At 48.0% G+C, this 25,736-nt stretch carries 17 protein-coding genes; 7 read left to right on the plus strand and 10 right to left on the minus strand.

The annotated features are described in order from the left end of the window. Positions 1-3 precede the first annotated feature (3 nt). Positions 4-3,102, minus strand: coding sequence for a SusC/RagA family TonB-linked outer membrane protein (locus D3H65_RS04480; protein ID WP_119049116.1), 3,099 nt, complete (start codon positions 3,100-3,102; stop codon positions 4-6). Positions 3,103-3,493: 391 nt separating this feature from the next. Here D3H65_RS04480 and D3H65_RS04485 point away from each other — a divergent pair, with 391 nt between their 5' ends. The 4 genes from D3H65_RS04485 to D3H65_RS04500 all read left to right on the plus strand — a co-directional run bounded on the left by D3H65_RS04485 (position 3,494) and on the right by D3H65_RS04500 (position 11,660). Continuing rightward, on the plus strand, positions 3,494-6,409 hold the full coding sequence (locus D3H65_RS04485; RefSeq protein WP_119049117.1) for a ligand-binding sensor domain-containing protein: 2,916 nt from the start codon (positions 3,494-3,496) through the stop codon (positions 6,407-6,409). Between the two features lie 281 nt (positions 6,410-6,690). Next, positions 6,691-7,560 carry a DUF6089 family protein gene (locus tag D3H65_RS04490; protein ID WP_119049118.1) on the plus strand — a complete coding sequence of 290 codons (870 nt, stop codon included), beginning with the start codon at positions 6,691-6,693 and terminating at the stop codon, positions 7,558-7,560. A gap of 170 nt (positions 7,561-7,730) precedes the next feature. After that, positions 7,731-9,683: a choice-of-anchor J domain-containing protein gene (locus tag D3H65_RS04495; RefSeq protein WP_119049119.1), complete on the plus strand. Its 1,953-nt coding sequence runs from the start codon at positions 7,731-7,733 to the stop codon at positions 9,681-9,683. A 48-nt stretch (positions 9,684-9,731) separates the two neighbouring features. Beyond that, positions 9,732-11,660: a menaquinone biosynthesis decarboxylase gene (locus tag D3H65_RS04500; protein ID WP_119049120.1), complete on the plus strand. Its 1,929-nt coding sequence runs from the start codon at positions 9,732-9,734 to the stop codon at positions 11,658-11,660. A gap of 7 nt (positions 11,661-11,667) precedes the next feature. Here D3H65_RS04500 and D3H65_RS04505 read toward each other — a convergent pair whose 3' ends face one another. The 3 genes from D3H65_RS04505 to D3H65_RS04515 are packed head-to-tail and all read right to left on the minus strand — an operon-like array spanning position 11,668 to position 17,464. Further along, on the minus strand, positions 11,668-13,563 hold the full coding sequence (locus D3H65_RS04505; protein ID WP_119049121.1) for a DUF3857 domain-containing transglutaminase family protein: 1,896 nt from the start codon (positions 13,561-13,563) through the stop codon (positions 11,668-11,670). Between the two features lie 5 nt (positions 13,564-13,568). Next, positions 13,569-15,524, minus strand: coding sequence for a DUF3857 domain-containing protein (locus tag D3H65_RS04510; RefSeq protein WP_119049122.1), 1,956 nt, complete (start codon positions 15,522-15,524; stop codon positions 13,569-13,571). A 5-nt stretch (positions 15,525-15,529) separates the two neighbouring features. Continuing rightward, positions 15,530-17,464 (minus strand): DUF3857 domain-containing protein, encoded by a 1,935-nt coding sequence (locus D3H65_RS04515; RefSeq protein ID WP_119049123.1) that lies wholly within the window; start codon positions 17,462-17,464, stop codon positions 15,530-15,532. Positions 17,465-17,786: 322 nt separating this feature from the next. Here D3H65_RS04515 and D3H65_RS04520 point away from each other — a divergent pair, with 322 nt between their 5' ends. Further along, positions 17,787-18,713, plus strand: a complete 927-nt coding sequence (locus D3H65_RS04520; protein WP_162915404.1) for a TraB/GumN family protein — start codon at positions 17,787-17,789, stop codon at positions 18,711-18,713. Positions 18,714-18,890: 177 nt separating this feature from the next. On the opposite strand, the gene D3H65_RS04525 is transcribed toward D3H65_RS04520, so the two are convergent. Then, positions 18,891-19,307, minus strand: coding sequence for a nucleoside-diphosphate kinase (locus D3H65_RS04525; RefSeq protein WP_119049125.1), 417 nt, complete (start codon positions 19,305-19,307; stop codon positions 18,891-18,893). A gap of 83 nt (positions 19,308-19,390) precedes the next feature. Here D3H65_RS04525 and D3H65_RS04530 point away from each other — a divergent pair, with 83 nt between their 5' ends. After that, a complete protein-coding gene (locus D3H65_RS04530; protein ID WP_119049126.1) occupies positions 19,391-20,401 on the plus strand; it encodes a DHH family phosphoesterase in 1,011 nt (336 codons plus the stop codon). A 65-nt stretch (positions 20,402-20,466) separates the two neighbouring features. Further along, entirely contained in the window at positions 20,467-21,444 is a 978-nt protein-coding gene (locus D3H65_RS04535; RefSeq protein WP_119049127.1) for an FKBP-type peptidyl-prolyl cis-trans isomerase, read from the plus strand. A gap of 83 nt (positions 21,445-21,527) precedes the next feature. On the opposite strand, the gene D3H65_RS04540 is transcribed toward D3H65_RS04535, so the two are convergent. The 5 genes from D3H65_RS04540 to D3H65_RS04560 all read right to left on the minus strand — a co-directional run bounded on the left by D3H65_RS04540 (position 21,528) and on the right by D3H65_RS04560 (position 25,728). Further along, positions 21,528-22,298 (minus strand): LytR/AlgR family response regulator transcription factor, encoded by a 771-nt coding sequence (locus tag D3H65_RS04540; protein WP_119049128.1) that lies wholly within the window; start codon positions 22,296-22,298, stop codon positions 21,528-21,530. After that, complete coding sequence (locus D3H65_RS04545) at positions 22,279-23,352, minus strand: sensor histidine kinase (RefSeq protein ID WP_162915405.1); 1,074 nt, start codon at positions 23,350-23,352, stop codon at positions 22,279-22,281. Before D3H65_RS04545 ends, D3H65_RS04540 begins: the two co-directional genes overlap by 20 nt. An 81-nt stretch (positions 23,353-23,433) precedes the next feature. Beyond that, complete coding sequence (locus D3H65_RS04550; protein ID WP_162915406.1) at positions 23,434-24,357, minus strand: extracellular catalytic domain type 1 short-chain-length polyhydroxyalkanoate depolymerase; 924 nt, start codon at positions 24,355-24,357, stop codon at positions 23,434-23,436. Between the two features lie 94 nt (positions 24,358-24,451). Then, positions 24,452-24,823 carry a hypothetical protein gene (locus D3H65_RS04555; RefSeq protein WP_119049131.1) on the minus strand — a complete coding sequence of 124 codons (372 nt, stop codon included), beginning with the start codon at positions 24,821-24,823 and terminating at the stop codon, positions 24,452-24,454. Between the two features lie 122 nt (positions 24,824-24,945). Further along, positions 24,946-25,728, minus strand: a complete 783-nt coding sequence (locus tag D3H65_RS04560; protein ID WP_119049132.1) for a VOC family protein — start codon at positions 25,726-25,728, stop codon at positions 24,946-24,948. Between the last annotated feature and the right edge of the window lie 8 nt (positions 25,729-25,736).

Here is a 25,736-nt window from a genome sequence, read left to right on the forward strand (position 1 = left end):
GGATTAAAAACCAATGTTAATACCTGCCATCAAAGCACGTGGCTGAGGATAAATACCCCGGTCAATACCATAACTGTCGCCACCGATCTCCGGATCGAAACCATTGTATTTGGTGAAGGTAAACAGGTTGTTACCTGTAAGGTATACCCGCAGTTTGCTCAGCCCGGCTCTTTTGGTAATTGATTCCGGCAGGGTATAGCCGATCTGCAATACCTTGATACGGAAATAAGAACCCTGTTGCAGGTAGAAGTCCGAACTGCGGCTGAAGTTTTGGTTGGGATCATTGAATACAAGGCGGGGAAACTTATTGGAAGTGCCCGCACCTGTCCAGCGGCTTAGCGCTTCAGTGGTCCAGTTGGCGGTAGGCAGGTCAAAGCGGCGCAATGCCTGGAATACATCGTTGCCTGCTACACCCTGACCAAATACGAGCAGATCAAATCCCTTCCAGGCGGCTTCGGCGGTGAAACCAAAACTTACATCTGGTGTAGGATCGCCAATGATGGTGCGGTCGTCATTATCGATCTTGCCATCATTGTTGTTGTCCACAAAACGGATGTCGCCCGGCTGTGCATTGGGCTGCATCAGGCCGCCGTCTTTGTTACGGTAGTTCAATACCTCGTCGGCAGTTTGGAACAGGCCATTGGTCCTGAAACCATAGAAAGAGCCGATCGCATTGCCCACGGAGGTGCGTGTCATCTCTACTCCCTGCGGACCAAACTTTTGTCCTTCCAGGAATTTCTTATCGGCGCCCAGGTAGGTGACTTCATTTTTCAGGTAAGAGACATTGCCGCTTACTTTGAAGTTGACGTCGCCAATCTTGTTGCCATAGCTCAGTTCCAGTTCTACACCACGGTTCTCCATATTGGCGATGTTGCCGATGGGACCCGAATTACCCGCATAGCCCGGTACGGCAATACCCAACAGCATACCCTTCGTCTTTTTATTGTACACATCGAAGGTGACACTGAAGTTGCGGAACAATACCGCGTCGAAGCCAATATTGAACTGTGATGTTTCTTCCCATTTCAGATCGGGATTGGAGATCGCATTGGGGCTTACTCCATTGATCAATACAGGCGTTAATCCCATCGTGTAGTTCCTGCCGCCGCCTACGGTAGAGAGATAACGGAAATCACCAATACGGTCATTGCCCGTTATACCATAGGAGCCACGTACTTTCAGGAAACTGACCACATCAGTAGCCGGAAAGAAATCTTCATGAGAGGCTATCCAGCCAACAGATACGGAGGGGAATACACCATATTTATTGTTAGGACCAAATTTGGACGATCCGTCACGGCGTACAATACCTGTGAAGAGGTATTTATCATCGTAACTATAGATCACCCGGCCATACAAAGAGGACAAAGACTCCTGGTATTCTCCTCCCCAGAAGAACTGGTTGGTTTGAGGTACCGGGAAAGCCAGTGAGGCATCTTTGATATCATTGACAGGGATACCACGTTTGGTACCTCCCTGTGTTTTGCCGTTGTTCTTTTGTGCGGTTGTACCCACCATGGCTGTTACATCATGTTTGCCAATGGCCCGGTGGTAGGAGAGCTGATTTTCCCACAGCCAGAAGACGCCGCGGTTTGATTCCCGGGTATAGCCATTCAAAGTTACCTGGTTGATCGTGTTGAGGTAATTGAGCGGTGAAAAGCTTTCATTACCCCAGAAAGCGAGGTCGGTACCGATAGAGCTGCGCAGCTTTAATCCCTTGATCGGTTCTATCTCTCCAAATACATTGGCCACGATCTTGTCGGACCAGTTATTGCCCTGCGCCACTTTTACGGCGGCTACCGGGTTCAATATCTCGGAGGTAACGATATTGGAAATACCATATGGGTTACCATGCTCATCACGTACAACCGGATGATCGCTATAGGGGCTGGAATTGGCCAGCGCCGGATCAGTCACGATAAAGGGCGTGATGGGATCCATATTAATGGCCCGGTTAAGCGGCGTACCCCATTCTCCATTGGTGCCTACGCCTATGGAAGAAATGCGGGTGTAACCAATATTGCTGCCAAAGGAGATAGTATTGGTGATCTTATGGGTGGAATTAAAACGGGCGGTAAACCGTTTAAAATAGGAGTTAGACGGCGTTACGATACCCTTCTGGTCCAGGTAGCCGAACGAAGCATAATAGGTAGACTTTTCAGAACCACCGGATAAGCTCAGGTCATGGTTTTGGATGGGAGCAGCATCGTCAAACACATGGCTTTGCCAGTCTGTGCCCTTGCCCAACTGTTCGGGGTTGGCAAAGCGGGGATTTTGCCCGTTGGCCACATAGGCTTCATTCAACAAAGTGGCGTATTGGGTAGCATCCAGCAGGTCCAGCTTGCGCCAGGCTTTTTGCGTGCCCAGGTAGCCATTGTAATGGACCGCAATTTTGCCCGATTTCCCCTTCTTGGTAGTAACTATGATAACGCCATTGGCTGCCCGGGCGCCATAAATAGCCGCAGAGGCGGCATCTTTTAATACGTCAATGGATTCGATATCATTCTGGTTGAGGTACTCAATACCTCCGCCAATCTGTATACCATCCACTATGTACAGCGGATCACTGTTGCCGATGGTGGTGGTGCCACGGATCCTCACGGTAGAGCCAGCGCCGGGCTGACCGGAACTGCTGGTGATCGTTAAGCCCGATACCCTGCCTTGCAGGGATTGCTCAATGCGCTGAACAGGCATATTGTCCAGGTCGCCCGCCTTGATCGACGAAATGGCGGTGGTAACGGCCCCTTTGCGCTGGGTGCCATACCCTACCACAATGACTTCATCCATGCTGCCAGACTTCTCTTCCAGCGTGATGGTGACGGCCGCGCCGTCGCGGACAGTGATTTCCTGTGGGGTCATCGCAATGTGCGAAATGACCAATATGCTGCCGGCCCTGGGCACTGTAATGGAAAACCTGCCCTGCTGGTCGGCAGTGGTGGCTGTGGTGGTTCCTTTTACAGTAATGGTGGCGCCGGAAACAGGTGAGCCGGTGATCTTGCTGGTTACCGTGCCGGTAACGGGGATGGTTTGTGCATAGACCTGGCCGATAAGCAGTGTTTGGAACAGTACTGCAAGGCTTAGCAGTACAACTTTCATTTTCATAAGCAAACAATTTTGGATGATGGAACAGGCAATAAGGGTATTCTACTACAGGGCTACGCATGCGTATTTCCCTGGTTTTTTCCCTCATCCTAAAATTATCATTCAGTACTGCACGAGCATATTTTTGGGGTACATCACTACTACATCACCCTATTGTAAGTCAATAAAAACAGGCTTTTTAAGTACAACAATACTACATCATCGAAAAAAATGTACTTTCACATAGGCTGCTTTGATTATTTTAGATTACGGTCTTGCTCACTCGCCAGCCTTCCCGCCGTATAGCGGGATGACGGCTATTTCAAAGCCTCTGGCTTTGTCGTAGAAAGGTGCCTTTCGAAGCAAACGCATTGCCGACTGCTGATTGCCGACTGCCGAAAACTGCTTGCTTATGAAGAGATCAAAACGATTGCTGCTGCTACTGCTAACGGTGGGTATGTCCTGCTTTGGACAAAACACCATCGGTTTGCCCGAGATCATCAACTATTCCAAACACATTTATGGGGGTGGGACACAAAACTGGGACATCCAGCAGGATGTGAACGGCATCATGTATTTTGCTAATAATGAAGGCGTTCTCAGTTTTGACGGTACGCATTGGCGTATCTATCCCTTACCCAATAAAACCATTGTACGCTCCATTGCCATAGGTAAGGACAAGCGCATCTATGCCGGCGGACAGGACGAAATAGGCTACTTTTCCCCCGATTCCACCGGGGTGCTCGTGTTCACCTCCCTCAAAAACCTCATTCCCGAAAGGGAACGCTCATTTGCCGATATCTGGGACATTATCCCCTGGGGTGATGATATCTTCTTCCGTTCCATTCATAAGATCCTCCAGCTTACCAATCAAACCATGATCGTCTACCCGGCCGTATCAGAATGGGCATTCATGGGCATCCATGACAATCAATTGGTTGCACAGGATATGAGCCATGGGTTGTTGAAGTTCAACCAGGGTACCTGGCAGCCTTTGATGCGGCGGGAAGACCTGCCGCCCGGACTGTATACCAGCACCATGATTCCCATAGGCAAAGACAGTTCCCTGCTGGCCACCCTGAAAGATGGGGTATTTGTACTGACTGCGGGCAGGCTTGTTCCTTTCCGGTCACCCGATCTCGATATCGTGGCCAGGGAAACCATCTATGGCGGCCTGGCCCTCGGGCACAACTGGTTTGCACTGGCTACCAGCCTGGGCGGCTGCCATGTATTTAACAGGAAGGGAGAACTGGTCCAAAGCTTTTCCCGTAAGGAAGGACTGCAGAACAACAACATTACCAGTATTTTTCGCGACCGCAACAACAACCTGTGGCTGGGCCTGGACAACGGTATTGATTTCATTGCCTACGATAATGCCATCAAACATATTTACCCCGAAAACCTGAATGAAGGTTCCGGCTATGCCGCCCTCATTCACAATAACCAGCTTTACCTGGGCACCACCAATGGTTTGTACACCGTACCCCTCACAGCCATGGACGACCTTAGTTTTGTGAAAGGCCAGTTCATGCCCGTGCCCAATACAAAAGGACAGGTGTGGGGTTTGTCGGAGATCAATGGCCATGTATTGCTCGGGCACCATGACGGATCATTCCAGGTGGATCCCCGGGGAGCCATTCCTGTCAATGCAAAACCAGGCTGGGGCTATTGGACCTACCTGCCGGTCAATAAGGTATTGCCTTCCTCGCTGGTACTGGCCGGTACCTACCATGGGCTGGAAGTACTGGAATACAGAAAGGATGGCTTTCATGCCGGTTACCCCATACGAGGCCTGGATGAACCTGCCCGCTTTATCACTTTTGACAACAACAATATTGCCTGGGCTTCTCATCCCTACCGGGGTGTATACAGGGTGGATATGAGCGTACAGCCTGCCCGCATCAAACTATACACGGATAAAGATGGATTACCCTCTTTTATGAATAACCATGTATACACCATCAAAAACCAGGTGGTGGTGGCTACTGAAAAAGGAGTATACCGGTACAATACGCAGACGGATAAGTTTGAAAGTTCGCCCTGGTACCAAAATGTATTTGGCAATACCAGTCTGCGTTACTTAAAGGAAGATACCGATGGCAATATTTGGTTTATCCACGATAAGCAACTGGGTGTGGTGGATTTTTCAGCGGCTACACCAACCATCGTTTACCTGCCTGAGTTGAATGGGAAAATGGTCAGCGGTTTCGAGCACATCTATTCCATCAATGCCCGTAATATCTTTATTGGGGCAGAGAATGGATTTTACCATATCAATTATGAACAGTACCGCAAGAATAAATACCTCTTACAGGCGCATATCAATACAGTTACTTCTATTGGGCCAACAGACAGATTGATCTTCGGTGGTTATTTTGGAGAGGTGAATGACATCAATGTACAAAAGCAGGAAACAGTACCCGATATTGTCTGGAAATGGAATTCCCTGCACTTTGAATACTCCTCATCGCTATATGGACAGGAAGCCATTATCACCTACAGTTACCAGTTAAAAGGGTTTGATAAAGGGTGGTCGGATTGGTCCAGGAAAACGGAGAAGGATTATACCAACCTGCCTCCGGGGTCTTATACCTTTGAAGTGAAGGCCCGTAATAACCTGGGCAATGAATCGCCGGTAAGCAGCTATTCTTTCCGCGTATTGCCTCCCTGGTACCAAAGCTGGTGGGCTTATGGGGCCTATCTGTTGGCTTTGTGTGCGCTGGGTTTTGGTTTGTACAGGCGGCAGCAGCGGAAGTTCATTCGTCAGCAATTGCGGCATGAAGAAGAACAGAAACGATTGCAATACCTGCACCAGCTGGAGCTTGAAAAATCGGATAAGGAGATTGTGAAGTTGCGCAATGAAAAGCTGGAATCAGAAATAGATCACAAGAATAAAGAACTGGCCTCCTCTGCCATGCACCTGGTACAGAAAGGGGAGTTGCTTACCAGGATCAAAGAGGAGCTAACGCGACTGAAGAAGATGCCTGCTAATGGAGAAGATGGAGAGGAGTTGAAAAAGCTGTTGCGTATTCTTCATGAAGAGGACAAGATGGACCAGGGATGGGAACAATTTGCGTTTCATTTTGACCGCGTGCACAGTGATTTCCTGGTGGCGCTCAAGGAGCATTATCCTCAACTTACTTCCAATGAGATCAAATTATGTGCTTACCTGCGCATGAACCTCTCTACCAAAGAAATTGCCCAGCTGATGAATATTTCCGTAAGGGGCGTGGAGATCAGTCGCTACCGGCTGCGCAAAAAACTACAATTAACAACCGATACCAATCTCTTCCAGTTTTTGCTCAATATCAGGTCAGTCAATACCTGATCACATACATAATAACTGTTCGTGGTTTTACGGTATAATATCATATCCCCTGGTACCCAACCCTATTGGGTAGTCAACCGTATCTCTACTTATCCACATCCAACCCCTTGTGGTTAACGTAGATAGTGTAGGGCTAATAATTGGCTCGAAACTTGCGTTCTGAGTACCGTCTGGTGTAAACCTAACCACCCTTTTTTTGTTCGCAGCCGTAAATCCGTATCCAGCAATGAAAAACGATCCCAAAACGAATTGCTGCAGAAACCCAAAAATCAAACTTACGTATGCGAAAGTACGCGCTGTTGTGCTTATTAGTGCCCGTATTCAGTCAAGCCCAGGAATCACATCGTTTGCACCTTACCCTGTTTGGTGGTGTAACCAATTACCAGGGGGAATTACAGGGCCGCACCTTTACTTTTAATCAATCTAATCTTGGCATCGGTGCTGGTCTGAAATATGATCTTACGCCCCATTTTGCCATCCGTACCGGTATTCAGTATGGCACCATCGGGGCCAGTGACCGGGATAACAATGATGCCAAATTACGTCCCCGGAACCTTAGCTTTGAAAGCCGGATATTGGAGGGCAACCTCTTATTGGAATATACCCTGTTCAATATGGAGGAAAAGAGAATATCTCCTTATGTATTTGGAGGTATAGCTGTGTATCACTTCAATCCTTATGCATTCGATACCCTGGGCAACAAAGTATTCCTGAAACCTTTGAGTACAGAAGGGCAGGGGCTGACGGCCTATCCCGACAGGAAGCAATACAAACTCACCCAGTTTGCCATTCCGTTTGGCGGCGGTATTAAATTCCGCATCAGTGATAATGTGATCCTGGGTTATGAGATCGGGCTCCGTAAAACCTTTACCGATTACCTCGATGATGTGAGTACCCGGTATGTAGATAATGGTGAGCTATTACGGGAAAGAGGATTGAAGGCCGTGGAAATGTCTTACCGGGGTGGAGAGTTAAAAGATGGCAATCCCACTTATCCTGCGGCAGACGAGCTGCGGGGTAATTCCAAAACCAAAGATTGGTATTATTTCCAGGGGCTTACCCTTACTATTGGAATTGGCGGTACTGGTAATGGCGGTGGCGGATGGGGTGGAGGCCGTGGAAAGACCGGCTGTCCCAGGAATGTATATTAAACAGCACTCACTATCTGCAAATATGACCCTGCGGCGCTCACAAGAGCGCCGCAGTTTTTTTATGCTTTTCCCCGCTACATACAAGAATGGGTAGTTGACCTACAACTCCCAGTTGTTCACCCCATCGCCGGCCACCGGGCTATGCAGGACGGTAACTTGCAGGGTAGCTTATGAAAAGAATCGGTATACTGGTAATGCTCTGCCTGTGGATGGCCGCCGCCTCCGCGCAGGTGATCTTTCGCGAAGACTTTGATGGTGTTCCCGGAACGACATTCGGCGGAGCCGGCACCTATGCATTTCCCTTTGGCTGGTTCCTTTGTAATGCAGATAATAACCAGCCCGACGGGCAGGTGGCTTATGTGAACAATGGCTGGACCAGACGGGAGGATTTCAAATTCAATGTGGCAGACAGCTGTGCTTTTTCCACTTCTTTTTATGCACCGGCCGGAACTGCCAATGACTTTATGTGGACGCCATTGATCGGCCCGCTTCCGGATAATTGTCAACTCAGCTGGAAAGCGATAGCCTATGATGCGGCTTATGCGGATGGCTATGAAGTACGGATCATGACCGTGCGCCCCACAGGTGGCCCGGGCGATATCGGTAACCAGTTGACCCAATCTTCTGTGCTGTTTAGCACAACAGGAGAAAATAATACATGGACAATTCATACCGTTGACCTGAGCGCCTATCAAGGACAAGCGGTTTATATTGGATTCAGAAATAATTCTGTTGATAAATTCCTCCTTGCTATAGATAATGTTCAACTGGAGCGGGCGGCCAAATATGATCCCGGTTTGCTGCAGGTTACCACCTTTGAATATGCTGCTTATCCCCTGCAGCAGGTCCCGGATTTCCCGATCGAAGGAGTGATCCGCAATGAAGGAGTATTGCCCATCACCAACGTACGGTTAAAAGCTGAGGTGTACAATAGTGCCCAGACCCTGGTTTACGCGCAAACCAGTGCGCCCATTGCCAGCATAAATCCTTACCTCAGTGCCAATTTTACCCTTCCTGCCTGGAAGCCGGCTGCAACAGGTCAGTATAAGATCAGGTATTTTCCAGTGATAGCGGAAGCTGAATCCTTTACCGGCAATGATACACTGGTCAATGTGGTGAATGTATATGATTCGGTATACGCCAGAGATGATAATGATGTGGTGGGCAGTATAGGGATCGGTATAGGTAATGGTTATGTGGGGCAGTCCTTTACCATTCAATCAACAACAGATCTTCGTTCCGTTTCCGTATCCTATTGGAGGGGTTACACAGGAAAGAAGTATGCATTGACCATCTGGAATATGAGTGCCGGCAAACCCAATGTGCTCATCGGCTCCACCGATACCTTGCTTTATCCTGATGACAATGCGCTGACGGACACCTTGCCCATTCACGGCGGCAAACTCACACTTACACCAGGGGAGTATGTGATCGCTGCTGTTGAGTTCGATTCCACACTGGCGCTTGTGCAAACCCGCGGGATCTATACACCCGGTAAATTATGGATACACTGGAATGCGCAGCCCTGGGCGACTATTGAGACATTCGGGATCAATGCTTTTTTGCATCCCGTATACATCCGGCCCAATGTTAGCAATGCCTCCTTATTGCCTGTAAAACTGGTTTCTTTCACCGGCCGGCAGACATCTGCAGGCAATCAATTGGAATGGCTGGTAGCTGATCAACAGGGAATATTATCTTACGAGGTTGAAAGAAGTACAAATGGTATTAACTTCTTGTCAGTAGGTGTCATTCCCGCCAACGACTTGTTGTCCTTTACCTATCGCCATACAGACCCTGCTGCATCACCAGGAGTTAATTATTACCGGTTAAAGATTGTAGAACACAACAAGATCAGCTATAGCCCTATTATCCGGTTAACGGTCAACAGGCATGCGGTCGTCACTTTATCGCCCAATCCCGTTCACTATACGGCCATGTTGCAGAGCAGTGACCAGCAATTGTTGAACACTACGGCTTACCTGACAGATATGCAAGGAAAAGTAATACGACAAATGAAACTCACCCGCTTGCCTTTTCCCATCAATATGGCCCCGTTGCCGGCTGGCGGCTACCTGCTGCGATTGGGCAACAACCAGGTATTGAAGCTTTGGAAACAATAGTGCGGATAATGACTTCTGCCGTACCTTTGCACCCGCAAACAAAAGAGTATGGCATACAAGGATCAGCAGCACTTTATTGAGACGTTGGAGCAGGCCGGAGAACTGGTTCGCATTAAAACCTATGTAGACCCCAAACTGGAGATCGCCGAGATCACCGACCGCATTAGCAAAACACCCGGCGGGGGCAAGGCCCTGCTGTTTGAAAATACAGGATACGACTTTCCCGTACTGATGAATGCTTACGGCAGCGAACGCCGCATGTGCCTGGCCCTGGGCGTACAGCACCTGGATGATGTAGCCCGCAATATTGAAGACCTCTTTAAACTCCTTTCTTCTCCCAAAGAAAGTATACTGGAAAAACTGAAATTACTGCCCAAACTGGGCGAATTTGCCTCCTGGATGCCCAAAGTAAAAAGCGGGCGCGGAGCCTGCCAGGAAGTGATCTGGCAGGGGGAACAGGCCAATATCAATAAGCTGCCCGTGATCACCTGCTGGCCTAAAGATGGCGGTCCTTTCGTTACCCTCCCCATCATTCATACCAAGGACCCACAGACCAATATCCGCAATGTAGGCATGTACCGCATGCAGGTATTTGGCCCGCAACTCACCGGCATGCACTGGCACCGCCATAAAGTGAGCGCCAAACATTTCAATGAATACAAAAAGCTGGGCATCAAGATGCCGGTGGCAGTAGCCCTGGGCGGCGATCCCGTATATGCTTATTCTGCCACGGCGCCCTTACCGGAAAATGTAGATGAATACATGCTCGCAGGCTTCCTGCGGAAGAAAAAGGTAGAACTGGTAAAATGCATCACGCAGCCTTCTATTGAAGTGCCAGCCGATGCCGATTTCGTGATAGAAGGATATGTAGACCCTCATGATGAACTGATCTGGGAAGGCCCCTTTGGTGACCATACAGGCTATTATTCCTTGCCCGACTGGTACCCTAAGTTTCATATTACAGCCATCACCCACCGGAAAAAGCCGGTATATCCTGCTACGATCGTCGGCATTCCCCCACAGGAAGATGCCTGGCTGGGGAAAGCCACGGAACGCATTTTCCTGGCGCCCATTAAAATGACGATGGTGCCGGAAATTGTAGATATGGACATGCCGGTGGAAGGGGTTTTCCACAACCTGGTGATCACCAAGATCAACAAGGAATACCCCGGCCAGGGACAAAAAGTGATGAATGCCATGTGGGGCGCCGGACAGATGATGTTCAATAAGATACTGGTGCTGGCAGATGGTAAAGTACCTATCACAGACTATAAGGCACTGGCGCAATATGTGTTCAGGAACCTGAATCCCGCTACGGATATTTCTTTCTCCCAGGGACCGATGGATGTGCTCGACCATAGCTGCAGCAAACTGGGTTTTGGCGGTAAGATGTGCATTGACGGAACAGCGAAACTGGAAGAAGAAACGGACGATAGCTACCATGCGCACTTTACTGACTTCCAGGTCGACGACAAATTGATCATGTCGCAATTCCCGGAGATACACAGCTTCAATACAAGCCTCCTGCCTCTCGATATTCCCTGTGTAGTGATCTCAGTACGCAAGAACCGCCCCGGCCATATCCGGGAACTGCACCAGCAATTGTGCCAGTCTCATGTGATCGAAGGAGTGAAGATGGTATTGTATGTAGAGCATACTGTGGATGCCAACGACCTGCCTGTAGCGTTGTGGCGCTTCTGCAATAACCTGGATCCCCGGCGCGACAGTCTGCCTGCCGAACAGCTTTCCTTACAACAGCCCGGTAAGAAATGGGCCTGCATGGGCTTTGATGGTACTATTAAAACAAAGGCCTTTGATGATTTTCAGCGCGACTGGCCCAATATCATTGTAGCAGCGGATGATACTATTGCCGCTGTAGACAAGAAATGGCCTGAACTGGGACTGGGTGGCTTCCTTCCTTCCCCTTCCCTGAAATTTAAAGGGCAGATCTACGGTGAAGAAGCGGTGGTAGAGTAATAGTGGATCACTGTTTCTTGATCACGATCCGTTGCGCATCATCCAGCGCTACTTCGTCGAAGAATTTCCTGACAGCCGCATAATCGGCAGCAGGTATCTGCAGTTGATTCAATGTAAGTGAGGTAGTGGAGAATACCACCTTTTCGCTTTCATCGTACCAGCATTTTGTTTGATAGCTGGCCAAGCCGCATTTGATCTCTTTGCTCTGTGGCAATGCTTCGATCGCAAAGCCATCGGGCAGCTTGATCTTCGTGGTATCCGTTTTTACGTAAGGGTTGTTGAAATAATAGTCCAGCTTCCGCTTATCGGACTTCGGCATCTTCGTTTCACTCAATTTGTATTGGCGCGGGCTAAGGAACATCTTATTGCCTGCAATGAACTCAGGTACTTTTTCTACTACCATTTCGAGTTCCGCAAGCATGTTAACAGGGTCTTCCTTCCTGGTGAAATTGAATTCATCAGGCTGCTTGTAACCCATATAGTTGACGATAAATTCTTTTTGATCATCCTTTTTCTCATTGGCTACATAGTCGATCAGCATCTTGAAATAGCCGGTGGTGTTGAACTTGCTCACTACTTTACCAGAGCCATCAGGCTCAATAACGATGGTGGTCAGCACATTGAATTTATTGGCAGCAGCTACACTTCTCGGTGTAGGGACCAATGCGCCCCCTTCTTCGGTGATCAACAGCGCATTCCTGTTTTCGGTACTGGAGCCGAGCGTACCAAAATCGATCACCTTGCTGGTGCATTCCAGCCAGATAGTGTCCTTAGGTTGAGGCACACACAGGATCACGTGGTTGAAGCGGGCCATGGGAAAATTGGGGTCCACAGGCGCCATATCGTATTGGGAATTAATGAGCGCCCGGTGACTCCTGATACCTACCGCTTTTAGTGCCGCATACATGTAGTTGGTGAGACCCTTACAATCGCCATATTTCTTCTGATCGGTAAAGGCAGCGGGCAATGATTTCCATCCGCCAATACCCAGCTGTATGCTCACGTACCGGAAATTCTTTTGCAGGTAGCTGTATAGGATGCGTACCTTTTCCCGGTCATCTTTTGCGTCTTTTACCAGGTCTTTAAGGAAGGCCTTGCGGTCTTCGGGAAGTACATCCGTGCCTTTGTGCAGCTCGTTGTACCATATGCCCAGGTTCTTCCAGCTGCTCATATCGCCTTCGTAATCATCCATCTTAAACCGGTTGGCGGCCAGTAGGATATAAGGGTATTGGTTGGCAGCGTTCACGGAGCCTGCTTCGGTTTGAATAGCCGGTAAATTGCTGACCGACCATACATAGGTCTTGTATTTATCGTCTTCCGTTACCTTGGGAGGCAATTTGATCGCCTGTTCTTTGTAGCGGAGGTCCAGGTTTTTGGGAACCTTCACGGTAAAGGAAGATTGCTGTACGCCTTCATCCGGTACAATGATGCTGTAAAAAGGAAGAAAGAGAGAGCCTTTGAATTTCTTCTCCACTTCCGTCTCGATGGTGATCGGGTAAGAAGGGGCGGGGATTTTTATATAGGAATTTTTGTTATCATTGATAAGGTCATCACTGCCGCCATAGGTCATCAGGTCTTTTTTCTTATACTTGTTGATCTGTTTGCCCGCTGCATCATATACTTTGATCTCTACATTTTCCAGGAAGAAGAACTTATTGTCATATTGCTCTGAGAAAAACAATTTATAGGCCCCATCTGCATTCAGGATGGTATATACTTCGTGTGTTTTTAGATAACCCCGGTCTATATCGGTGATCTCAAAGAAAGAGTTTTCGTATCGCTTCACCACCGAAGCATTCTTTTTAAGCGAATCCGGTATGGAGGCCACATTCAGGGAAGGCATTTGTGCCTGTATAAGGAAGGATGACAATATTGATACGGTCAGCAGCAGGGGTTTTTTCATAACAGTTACTTTTTCTTGAATACAATCTGTTCGTTTACCATATCGAACATCTTTTTGTAAAACTCTTTCATTTCTCCGTATTCATCCACACCATACAGGCTCTTCTTAAATTCGACCCTGACCCTTGCCAATACCTTTTTGTTGGCAGCATCGTCAAACAGTTCACGAATGAAGACCACCGTTTTGTCGGCATTGACCAGTTGCAGTGATTTGGGCAGTGCATCGGCCACATAGCCTTCCGGTACATCAATATAAGTACTAAAACTGATGCTCTGCCTGTACCCAAAATTGATATCGCTAAACCGGTTGGTTGCTATAAAGGGATTGGCTTCAAAACCCGAGAACAGGTTGATCGGTACAAAGATATAGTCTCCCGTAACCGTTGCCCGGGCTTTAAAGCGTATATGCTGGTAGAAGGGCAGGGAGTCCTGGTCTTCATTCTTGGTTTCCACACTGTCGATCGTCAGCGATGCACTTGCTTTCCGGAAGGTATTCAGGTACCGGTCCCGGCTGCGTTTCCAGGATCGCAGGCGATCAATACGTGCATACTGCAGGCTGTTTATATAAGCATCTCCTGAAATGAGTTGGTTGGCGTCCACCTTCAGCGAAACGGTAATGTTTTCCCTGAATAGATTGGAGTCATCTGTAATGTTAACAATACCTCCTTTCTTACGGTTAACGATAAAGGCCGTGGTATTGAGGATGCTGAAAGGTACCATTTCCGGTTGCCCAAAAGGATCCGTAGCGTCCAGGTAATAATTCTTGCCGTCGATCAATACAATAACATAAGTGGCATTGAACTGGTCCACGAAAGGATATTGTGTATATACCTTGCCCAGGTGCCGCTCACTCACCAGGATAGGGTAGGCCTCCAGCCCGGCCTCCATCAGCAGGTTCAACAGGACGAAGTTTACCTCGGTGATATTGCCTTTTTTCTTGCTCCAGGCGGCTTTAACCCCATCGCCGCTGGCATGGCCATAAAAGCCATTCCAGGTCATATAATTGCGGGTATAATTGTAGATCCGGCGCATTTTTTCCTGGGAAGAAGGGAGGGCTTTCATTTGTTCAATGAATGCTTCCGTACCACTGATATTCTTGCCGATCTGACTACCGAAATAAGGGGCTGCATTCAGTTCACGGGTCACTTCGTCCCAGGATGTCATATATTTTTGGCGTCCGAATCCGCCGTTATTATAGGCTGATAGCTGAAAAGTGACCCGCTGCAGGTAATCTTTCCGCGCATCCATATAAGGTTCATCACGTAGGCCGGCAATGTTGCGCATTTCAAAGAATATCTTACCATCCCGTGAATCGGGTTTTACTGTGATGGGCAATTGGTCGCTTTTATGAACCACGTAAGCAAACTCGTAATTGGGAGGAATGCCTAAGTTGTATTTACTCAATACCACCGGTAATTCCTGTTGGAATTCCCAGTCATCCAGGTTGAAGTAATTCTTTTCCGTGCTGCGGTATTTGTATTCAATAATACTGCCCACCCGGATACCCGGAAAGGTAAATTTCTTCAGGTGCCGGATATCATTACTGGCTTCCGTAAAAATTGATTTCCTGTCTACTGCCAGCGTGGTCTGGTTATTGGAACCATCAAAATTGAAGGCGGTCGCTTCAATATCATCGATGGACTGGAAGTCATTCTTTGCATAAAAGGGGATCATGACATTGGCATACTCCAGCCCTTTTTCCTTTAGTATCTTGATGCGGATATGCCGGTAAGTAATGAGGTGGCGTTCTTCGTTATAATCCGATACGGCTTCATCGATCAGTACAATAGCCACGGCCTCGCTGTCGAAAGCGCATACCTTCAGATCACGTTCTTCCTGCGACAACTGTCCCCAGGTCTCAAATTCAGGTTGGGCCCATACGGTTATACTACATACCAGGGGCAAAAGGATCAGTACTACAGGTCTCAATACCCGGCTCACCATACCACGCTCAATGCTCATGTATATCAGGATTTAGCTTTTTTGCGAATGGCGTACTGCTCATTCAATAAGGCAAATAATTGCTTGTAAAATTCCTTAAAATCGGGGTATTCCTCCGGAGTATAGAAAGGTTTTTTAAATTCCAGGGAAATTCGCACTGCCAATATATTCTTTTCTGAATTAATACGACGGGTGATGGAGATGCTGGTATCGGGCATAATCATCCGCATGCTTTTGGGAAGGGCCTCAAATTCATAGGATTCCGGGATGGTAATATTGGCTACGATCTGGTAATTCTGGTTGGAACCGAAGAATACATCGGAAAACCGGTTGTCGGCCACAAAGGGATTTTTCTCCAGGCCTGTAAACAGGTTTACCGAGAAATATTTATACTCCCCGGAACTATTAACAGGCTGGTTGAATTTAACGGTTTGGGTAAGCGGCAGTGAGTCCACATCTTCGTTATTAATACTCAGGGTATCTATTTTTACACCAGGGTTGGAGCCGGTAAAGTATTTTTCAATGAACTTGTCTTTTCCCTCTTTCAGTACCGGTAATCTTGCCACACGCGAATAGTCAAAGGAGGTAACACTGGCTTCTCCTTGCATCACCCCTTGTTCGTCAATATTAGCCTGTACGATCACCGTTTCGCGGAAGAAAGGTTTTTCATCCCACAATACACGCCAGCCCCATTCGCCTGTGTCGATTTTTTCTATTACCAGCCCTTCGGAATACATCACCTCGTAAGGGATAAGCCTGGCGGGCGTATATTTTTCTGTGGCATCCAGTACATAATTTTTATCTCCGATCGTCACATAGGCCAGTACCTTATTGAAGTTCCGGTAATGGGCAAAAGAGGTATTGACCCGGCCATTGGCACGGGTACTTACCAGCAGGGGAGAAGCTTTCAGGCCCGCATCCTTCAGCAGGTTCACCAATATCAGGTTGATCTCACCCGAAGTGCCTTTTTTATCCTTCCAGGCGCTTTTCACCCCATTCAGCGCCCAGATGCTCCCATAATTATTCCACTCCATGTTCTTGCGTACATAATTGTGGATGGTTACCATACGCAGGTAAGGATCAGATTGTTTTTTTAAGGCTTCATCCAGGTCAGCTGTCCGGGGAATATCTCTTTTCATTTGTACCCCAAAATCTTCATCTTCGGCCAGGAATCGGATGATCTGTGGCCAGGTATACAACCTGCTTTGGCGGGGTGCACTGACAGGATTGATGGCAATGACCCTGGTTTCGATCCGCTGCAGGTAATCTTCGTCACAGGAAATATAGGGTTCATCCCGCAGGGCAGGAACATTGGACATCGTAAGTGTCTTGATGTTGCGGCGGCCTTTACTTTCCGATTTCTGCTCCACCGGTAATACACACAGCGGGGTAGACACAAATTCTACTTCTTCCGGAAAATCTACCCGGTAACGGCTGTATTTAACAGGGATAGACCGCTGGAAATACCAGTTAGACAGACCAATATTGGTGTGGGTGTATTTGTATTCGATGATGCTGCCGGCCTTCACTTCGGGGAAAGTAAACACCTGTTCGGAATAGCGCTTGTCTACCGGCTTTTCATAGATTAGCTTTTTCTCCACTTTCGTAATGACAATATTGCCCCCGGCATCCAGGTTATAGGTCTGCGCCGTAAGACTTTTGATGGTCTCATCATTACGATAGCTGTGGTAGGGGATGTGGATGTCGGCAAATTTCAGGCCCTTATCTTTGAGGATCTTGATGCGTACATGGTGTACCAGCTCAATAGCGCCAAACATATCCAGGTAGGATTCGCCGGCATCAAAAAGCACTACGGCTTCTGCATCCTTGTCAAATTCACATTCTTTTAACAGCAGGTCGGCCTTTTCAACAGTACCAAAAGCAGGAATGTCCTTGTCCCGTTGGGCGAAAACAGGCATGGTAAGCCCCAATAGTGTGATCAGGGCAAGCGTCTTTCTCATATTAAGGGTTTAGTTTTTGAACCTGGGAGGTTCTGCCGGCTACTACAGTCTTGCGTAATAACGCAGGAATTAACCGGCTATTATTCAGAACCTTTAACAGGAATAATAATTTATTTTATTGGCATATGTGAATACCGCGGGTTAGTTTTGTCTCTGGAGGTGGTTGGTTGGGAGCATACAGGCGTGAAGGATCAGGTACCGGGTACCTGCGGTTTGAGGAGGGTTGCATACAAGGGGTTATTAGAAGACAATAATAACGAAAAAAAAGTCCTATACAAATATTAAAATAAAGCACTTGACCATGTTCGTGAAAACTTCTTTTATGGCGTTCTGTTGGGTAGCCATGGCCGGTTTAGGGTATACCCAAACGAAGAAGCCTGCCCCAGTGAAGACCATGGGCGCCAAACCCGCCACCGCAAAGCGTCCTGTGAAGCCTGCAGGGCAGAACACCCTGTTGTGGGAGATCTCCGGCAATGGCCTTCAACAGCCTTCCTACCTGTTTGGTACCATGCACATCCTTTGTGATAAGGATGCCACGTTGAGCCCCAACCTGAAAAAGGCTATCAAGGATGTACAGGTGATCTATTTTGAGCTGGACATGGATGATATGGGCGAACTGATGGGCGCCATGAAATACCTGCGTATGAATGACGGCAAGAAACTCCAGGACCTGCTCACCAAAGACGAATATGACCGGGTAGATAACTATTTTAAGACCCACAAAATGCCTATGTCCCTCTCTTTTATGAGCCGGTTTAAGCCCTATTTTATTTCCAGCCTCATCGGAGAACAGGTAATGACCTGCGATGCCGACAAGAAAAATGGCAGCGAACAGCAGATCATGCAGGAAAGCAAGCAATATGAGAAGGAGATAAAGGGACTGGAAACGGCAGAATTCCAGGCGGGATTATTTGACAGCATACCTTATGACAAACAAGCCAAAGACCTGGTAGCCTACATCGACAGTATCGACAGCTATAAACAAACCACCCTGGAAATGGTGGAGGTATACCGCAAGCAGGACCTGAGTCGCCTCGACTCCCTGGTGCACAAGAGTGATCCCGGTATGGAACAATATATGGACCTTTTATTATATGGCCGTAACCGCCGCTGGGTAGCTACCATGCCCAATGTGATGGGGCCGCGTTCGGCTTTATTTGCCGTAGGGGCGGGGCATCTGAGTGGAGAACAAGGGGTGATCAGCCTGTTGAAGAAGAAGGGATATACGCTGACACCGCTGAAGAACTGAGGTCGGCAGTCGGCAGTCGGCAGTCGGCAATCGACAGTCGGCAATGAGGCACCCATAAAGCAAGAGGCTGAGTAAATGGAACAAATGTTCGATTTACTCAGCCTCTTAAAATTTCAGGGACTTTAATTGCCGATTCCGGACTGTCGATTGCCGGAAAACACTAATGTGATATGACTTTTAAAACTGCTCCAGACCACTGAAGAAAAAGCTTCCTTCGATAGCGGCATTCTCATCACTGTCGCTGCCATGCACCGCATTCTCGCCTAAAGAAGTAGCGAATAATTTACGGATGGTACCTTCCTCAGCCTGGGCCGGGTTGGTAGCGCCGATCAGTTTGCGGAAAGAAGCCACCGCATTTTCTTTTTCGAGGATAGCTGCAATAATGATCCCGCTGCTCATAAAAGATACCAGCTCACCATAAAAAGGGCGTTCTTTATGTACGGCGTAGAATTCGCCGGCTTTTTCAGCACTCAGCTTCGTTTGTTTCAAGGCTACGATCCTGAAACCTTCCTTGATGATCCTGTCCAGGATAGCTCCGGCATGACCATTCTTCATTGCATCCGGCTTGATCATTGTAAACGTGCGGTTACTCATATGTTTTTACTCAATTTTGGCCGCAAATATAGAAAATCCCTTTTGGCTGTTGGACTTTATTTGTGCAACTTTGCCACCATTTTATGCTACCTATTCAGGAATTATATCCATTACTTTCTACCCCCCGTACAGTGGTGATTACCATGCATCAAAAGCCCGACGCCGATGCCATGGGGTCAGCCCTGGGCCTTTACCATTTCCTAAAGCAGCTGGGACACAAGGTTACCGTGATCTCGCCTACCAACTGGGCCAGGTGGCTTAACTGGATGCCGGGCTGCGATACAGTCGTTGACTTTGAGCTGAACCGCGAAAAAGCAGATGGTATCATGGACCAGGCAGAATGGTTTTTTTGTCTGGATTTCAATGTGTTACAGCGTACCAAGAATATGGCCCCCAAAATAAGGTCCCTTTCCTGTACGCGCATCCTCATTGATCACCACCAGCAGCCGGAAGTCGCCAGCTTTGCCTACGGCGTGTCTGAGACCTCTAAAAGCTCCACCTGCGAAATGGTGTATGACTTTATAACAGGATCGGGACATGGCGATAAGATCAACATCGCTATGGCCGAATGCCTTTATGCCGGGGTAATGGCCGATACGGGATCTTTCCGTTTCCCTGCCGCCAGTGCCGCCGTCCACGCGATGGTATCGGACCTGAAAGCACGGGGCCTGGATCATACCCAGGTGCACGAGAATATCTATGACAACTTCCTGGAAAACCGTTTACGGTTTATAGGGCATGTGCTCCTGCACCGCATGGAGATCTATTATGAATACAATACAGCTTTGATCGCCATCTCCAAAAAAGACCTCCTGCGCTTTGAAATAAAGACAGGAGACTCCGATGGACTGGTCAACTATCCGCTCAGTATACAGGGTATCAAGCTCGCTGCACTGGTGATCGACCGCGATGAGGAACGTAAATGGAGTTTCCGCAGCAAGGGTGATTTTGATGTCAATACCTTTGCGCGTAAGTACTTTGAGGGTGGCGGCCATTTCAATGCCGCCGGTGGACGCAGCAGCGCCTCCCTCGACCAAACAGTACAGGACTTCCTGGAAGCCATGAAACAAAGCGCCCTGGAATTACAGGATTAAACACAGCATCATATTTTTGCCGCTGGTGAAGTGGCAGGTGACCTATAAAAAACAATTAACTTAAAATGAAAAGAACAACGATTCTTCTTGGTAGCCTGGCAGTAATGCTCCTGATGGCAGCATGCTCCGGCGGTGGTTTCAAAAAAACTAAGAGCGGCCTCTTATACAAAGTTATTTCTGATGGCAAAGGAAAGGCGGCACAGCGTGGCCAGGTCCTGAAGTTTCACGTTTCACAACGTATTAAGGGTGGCAGCAAGGATTCCCTGCTCGGCGAAACGTATGGTAAAATGCCTTCTTACGCACAGGTAGACAGCATCGGGCCAATGTACCATCCTGCTGAAATATTCCCCCTCCTGCGCAAGGGTGATAGCGCTGTAGTAGTCATGCTGGCCGATACCCTGTTCAAAAAGAACCCAGGTGGATTGCCTCCTTTTATTGGCAAGAAAGATAAGATCTTCATCACCTTTAAGATATTGGATGTGTTTACAGCAGACAGCCTGGCTCAGAAAGACCAGATGGCTGAAAGCACCAAGGAACAAGCCCGTCAGCAGGTAGAACAGGAAAAAGCGGCTGCAGAAGGCGAAAAGCTGAAAGGCCCTGCTGCAAAAGAAATTGAGGACTACCTCGCTAAAAATAAGATCGTTACCCAAAAGACACCGGGTGGTACTTATGTTGAGATCAAGGAACAAGGTACTGGCATGCAGGCTGCAGCCGGTAAAAAGATTGCCGTGAAATACACAGGCAAACTGTTCCCCTCCGGAAAACAATTCGAAAGCAATATGGATGGCAGCAGGCCTCCTTATGAGCTGGTATTGGGTACAGGTTCTGTGATCCCCGGTTGGGATGAAGGCCTGGCTTACTTCAAGAAAGGCGGCAAAGGAACTTTGTATATTCCTTTCTTTCAGGCTTATGGCGACAGGCCCGGCCCTGGTCAAAAGCCCCACGAAAGCCTGATCTTTGATGTAGAAGTAGTAGAAGTGGCTGATGCGCCAGCTCCTACCGCTCCTGCACCACAACCAGGCACTCCGCCCCAAGGTCACTAAAAAAACAATGACTAAATAGCTGAAAGGCAGCCAGTAATGGCTGCCTTTTTTATATGTTGTTCAAGTGTTGCCGCAGCATCTACCTATCTCGATCTCATCCACGCTTTAAAATGCCCTGCCTTCGCCTTGCTGATGAGTATTTTTTCGGGAGGCGCCGGTAGCACATGTACATACAGCCTGCCATTGAAATAGTGCTGCACCTCTTTAATGGCTTTCCGGCTTACCAGGAACTGCCTGTTGGCCCGGTAAAACTCCCAGGGGTCCAGTATGGCCCCCAACTCCTCGAGGCTTTTTTCTTCCATAAAATACGAGGCTTTATCATGTGTCATGCCCCGTACCAGGGTATGCTGCAATTCAAACCAGGCGATATCTGCTACACCCAACGGGATCAGTTTGTCTTTATACGGCACCAGGAAATTCCGTTTGTAGGTGCCCGCTGCATTGATCAGCATTCTAACCTTTTCAATGCTCTGCAAGTCTGGCAGCATCTGCTGCCTGCTGTCAAGCCGTTTAAATTTATCAATGGCCTGTGTCAGCTTTTCACTTCTTATGGGCTTCAGCAAATAATCAATGCTATTGAGTTCAAAAGCCTGGATGGCATATTGATCGTAAGCTGTAGTAAAGATGATGGGGGTATCGATGACCATATCTTTAAAAATGGAGAATGACAGCCCATCAGACAGATTGATGTCGAGGAAGATCAGGTCAATGGCCGGCCTTGCTGCCAGGAAATCCCGGGCGTCTTCCACATTGTCAATGACAGGCGCAAAATCTACCTGTTCAAAATGTACCGCTACCATGGCTGTCAACTGGGTAGCTGCACTGTCTTCGTCTTCAATGATCAGTATATTCATCCGGTGTTATTAAAGGAATGGTTACAGAAAATTCATGGGCTGTTCGGCGTACAATAATTTCACGGTTGCATAAGTAGCTGCAGCGCTGATTGAGGTTCGATAAGCCAATGCCGGTGGAATAGGGCGCTATCTTTTTCTCTTTAATGGGGTTCGTAACAGTAAGTCCCGACCGTCCTTCCAACGATATGCCGATCCTTAACGGGGTCCTGGCTGCAATGACATTGTGTTTGACCGCATTCTCTACCAGTATCTGAATGGCGATGGGAGGAAGCATCATCCTTTCGGCTTCCTGGGGTATATTAAAATGCAGGATCAGCTTATCGCCATACCTGCCTTTCAGCATACCGGCATAGGCATTCATAAACTGCATTTCTTCCCGCAGGGTAACCAGGTTGTGTTTGCCGCTTTCCAGCATATAGCGGAATACATCGGACATATTGTTGATAAAATGAACAGCTTCCTGCTGGTTGGTATGAATGAGTGCATTGACCGTATTAAAAGAGTTGAACAGGAAATGAGGGTTTACCTGGTTGATCAACATTTCATAGCGCGTTTCCGCATTTACTTTCAGCAGGTGTTCATTAGCGATGCGTACCTGGTGGTTGTAAAACAGCAGCCGGTAAATATGAGCAATGAATATGGCGAGCATCGCCTCCAGGATGAAGGTCATATTAAACAGGAACCTGAAGACCTTTTCGTGCAGGTAGGGATCAAATAAAGAGAGGTGTAGCTGCAGGAATGAAAAATTCAACAGGAAGAACAAGACAATATTATAGCCGATCTTTTGATAAATAGAGGCCGGATCATAGGCCAGAAAGCCCAGCGAGATCTTTTGGTGCTGCAAATTCAGCAGGAGAAAAGTGGCCGCCACCAGGAATGTGTATACTGCCCGCATGAGAAAATCGAAGAGCCTGAGATCAATGAGTATCCCACTTTGCAGATGGCGCAACACCGCCAGCCTGGGAAGGGTAAACAATACCGCGATAGCCAGGGCGGTGAGCGCCACCAACTTTGGTTTTGCAGGGATAGTATATGATTTGAATGTTTTCAACATAACTGGTAGGCTTATCTTGATGGCCATGCAGGCTAATAAACCCCGCCGGCTATAGACCTTCCTGAAGTAGCAGGGGTTTAATCAGGGCAAAGAATATCCCTTAAAAAAATCCCAGATCAGGTCAGTGGCATTGATCACGGTAGAAGGCTCATCGCCCCGGCGGTTGCTTTTAAGCCCTCCCGGCCAGGCATGGCCCCCATCCCGTGTGAGGTAACGACGGATCACTGCACCCGTACCGCATCCCGGCCATTCGGTCAATTGATACCTGTTATCATCTGTCAGGATAGTGGGGGTAGTGGCGCAGCCGTTGTGTTGCGCCCACACCCGGTGTACCGAATCAACCGGCGGAAAATAATACCCGCCAATGCCTATGCCGCCCACATAAGGTATCTTGGTGTCGAGTGTTGAATGAATATGTAAAATGGGCATAGGCCGCGATGGCGCAAGTGGAGCAGGTAACATCATCGAACAACTAACTACTGCCACAGCAGCAATCCTGTCTGGCATTTCACTGGCCAGCCGGTAAGTAAGCATACCGCCATTCGACATACCGGTCACATACACTCTTTTGGCATTGACCTTATAACTGGTTACCAGCTTATCCAGCAAGGTGCGTATATATTTTACATCGTCGATACCCTGCTCTAAGGCAAAGTCGCAACAGGTGCCTGCATTCCAGGTGCGTAATCCCAATATTCCCGTACTTCTGACCCCTTCCGGATATACCGCAATAAACCCGGCGCTGTTGGCCTTATCCGTAAAACTATAATCATGTTCAAATTGGGTGGCGCTACCCCCCGTGCCATGCAAGCCTATAACGAGTGGGAGCATTGTATCACTTTCATAATAACCCGGAGGCAAATTGAGCAGGTAAGTACGTGCCCTCCCGTCTACTGTCAATGTTCCGTTAATACGGTAGGTCTTTTCCTGGTCCGATTGCTTGTCACAACTGGTAAACACGAATAAGGATATGATGGTGAGGATCGTATTGAATACGTTTGTCATTAGTTTGTACATTTAAGATGAAAAGGGATGGTGTGATGTAAAGTGGACGTGCTGAAGGAGCTACAGCACGTCCGGGGATGATTACTCAATCTGCCTAACCCTTAGACCTTTGCTCCTTAAAGTCTTCCTTCATTTCTTTTTGCTGTTGCTTAAAGAGCTTGTATTGCTCTTCCGTTAATATCTTTTTGGCCTGGGCATCCCGCTCATTGTTCAGGCTTTTGAACTTTTTATATTTGGAGAGTTTAGAGCCTGAAGATTGTTTTAATGCTGATAAGCCTTCCAGGTAGGTCATATTGATCGCTTCCATTTTAGTGGCCTGGTCTTCTGTCAGGTTGAGCTTAGCTTTGTAGGCCTCCTGTTTTTCTTTAAATTCCTTTTTTTGTTCCTCTGTGAGTTTGGATTGTGTAAAACCTGTTGCTGCTGTACCAAGCAACAGCAGAAGGAGCACGAGCATTTTGTTTGTCATAACATTTATTTGCTGACAAAGAAAAAGAGATAGCTGGCCTCAAACCAAGCTTAATAAGGGGAAGCTGCAAAATTAGCGGGGGAAGATGCTATTGGCGGTGTTGAAATATTTACGGGCCCTGTTCATTCAAAGGTCTGCGCAAAACAGATCACATTGCCTTCAGGGTCTATTGCTGTAAATTCACGCAATCCCCATGGCTGACTGACCGGCGGGGAGGGGAGGTTGGCTCCTTTGGCCAGTAATTCTTCATAGAGCGCATCTGCGTTATATATGTATACACAACAGCTGCCGATGCCGGTAGTTTGTGCTGTACGGACTGTAAGTATTATCCGTATACTGTCGCGGTCCATTACGCCCAGGTCATGCTGCTGGTAATTGACACTAAACCCCAATACATCCCGGTAGTAAGCAACACCCGCTGGTACATTGGTGAGGGGAAAGGTGGGCATTATTTTCCGGAGCTGTCCTTGTCCGGCTTCAGCATGCAGGTCAGCATAAAATCCATGATAGGATTTGCCAAACCACAGGGCATGGCCATCGGGATCACGCACCTCAAATAGCTCTATCTTGATCCAATTTACTTTTTCCGGCCGGGTCACCTGGCCGCCACGTGCTGCAATGGCGGCATGCATACTGACCACCTCTTCCACTTCAAAGAATACCATCGCCGATCCGCGGACGCTCATCGGGTCAGAACTGTCTACAGTATCTGCTTCTGTATAGAATTGAATACGGGCAGGGCCATACACTACTTCTGCTTGTGAAGGTATACTGCTTTTACTAGCCGGAGTTACTTCTTCAAATCCCAATACATTACAATAGAACGTTACACTGCGGGTTACATCGCTTACCGGCAGGTAACGACTTACCGGTGAAATAATGGATGGTTTTAAGATGGTATTCATGACTGAGT

It is taken from the genome of Paraflavitalea soli (assembly GCF_003555545.1).
In the GTDB taxonomy this organism is placed as follows: Bacteria; Bacteroidota; Bacteroidia; order Chitinophagales; family Chitinophagaceae; genus Paraflavitalea; species Paraflavitalea soli.

Coding starts and splice junctions, on each gene's coding strand:
- D3H65_RS04525 (WP_119049125.1), bottom strand. CDS start 19,307: ATGAGTAACCGCACGTTTACAATGATCAAGCCGGATGCAATGAAGAAT.
- D3H65_RS04495 (WP_119049119.1), top strand. CDS start 7,731: ATGAAAAGAATCGGTATACTGGTAATGCTCTGCCTGTGGATGGCCGCC.
- D3H65_RS04485 (WP_119049117.1), top strand. CDS start 3,494: ATGAAGAGATCAAAACGATTGCTGCTGCTACTGCTAACGGTGGGTATG.
- D3H65_RS04480 (WP_119049116.1), bottom strand. CDS start 3,102: ATGAAAATGAAAGTTGTACTGCTAAGCCTTGCAGTACTGTTCCAAACA.
- D3H65_RS04530 (WP_119049126.1), top strand. CDS start 19,391: ATGCTACCTATTCAGGAATTATATCCATTACTTTCTACCCCCCGTACA.
- D3H65_RS04520 (WP_162915404.1), top strand. CDS start 17,787: ATGGCGTTCTGTTGGGTAGCCATGGCCGGTTTAGGGTATACCCAAACG.
- D3H65_RS04540 (WP_119049128.1), bottom strand. CDS start 22,298: ATGAATATACTGATCATTGAAGACGAAGACAGTGCAGCTACCCAGTTG.
- D3H65_RS04535 (WP_119049127.1), top strand. CDS start 20,467: ATGAAAAGAACAACGATTCTTCTTGGTAGCCTGGCAGTAATGCTCCTG.
- D3H65_RS04550 (WP_162915406.1), bottom strand. CDS start 24,357: ATGACAAACGTATTCAATACGATCCTCACCATCATATCCTTATTCGTG.
- D3H65_RS04505 (WP_119049121.1), bottom strand. CDS start 13,563: ATGAAAAAACCCCTGCTGCTGACCGTATCAATATTGTCATCCTTCCTT.
- D3H65_RS04515 (WP_119049123.1), bottom strand. CDS start 17,464: ATGAGAAAGACGCTTGCCCTGATCACACTATTGGGGCTTACCATGCCT.
- D3H65_RS04545 (WP_162915405.1), bottom strand. CDS start 23,352: ATGTTGAAAACATTCAAATCATATACTATCCCTGCAAAACCAAAGTTG.
- D3H65_RS04510 (WP_119049122.1), bottom strand. CDS start 15,524: ATGAGCATTGAGCGTGGTATGGTGAGCCGGGTATTGAGACCTGTAGTA.
- D3H65_RS04560 (WP_119049132.1), bottom strand. CDS start 25,728: ATGAATACCATCTTAAAACCATCCATTATTTCACCGGTAAGTCGTTAC.
- D3H65_RS04490 (WP_119049118.1), top strand. CDS start 6,691: ATGCGAAAGTACGCGCTGTTGTGCTTATTAGTGCCCGTATTCAGTCAA.
- D3H65_RS04500 (WP_119049120.1), top strand. CDS start 9,732: ATGGCATACAAGGATCAGCAGCACTTTATTGAGACGTTGGAGCAGGCC.
- D3H65_RS04555 (WP_119049131.1), bottom strand. CDS start 24,823: ATGACAAACAAAATGCTCGTGCTCCTTCTGCTGTTGCTTGGTACAGCA.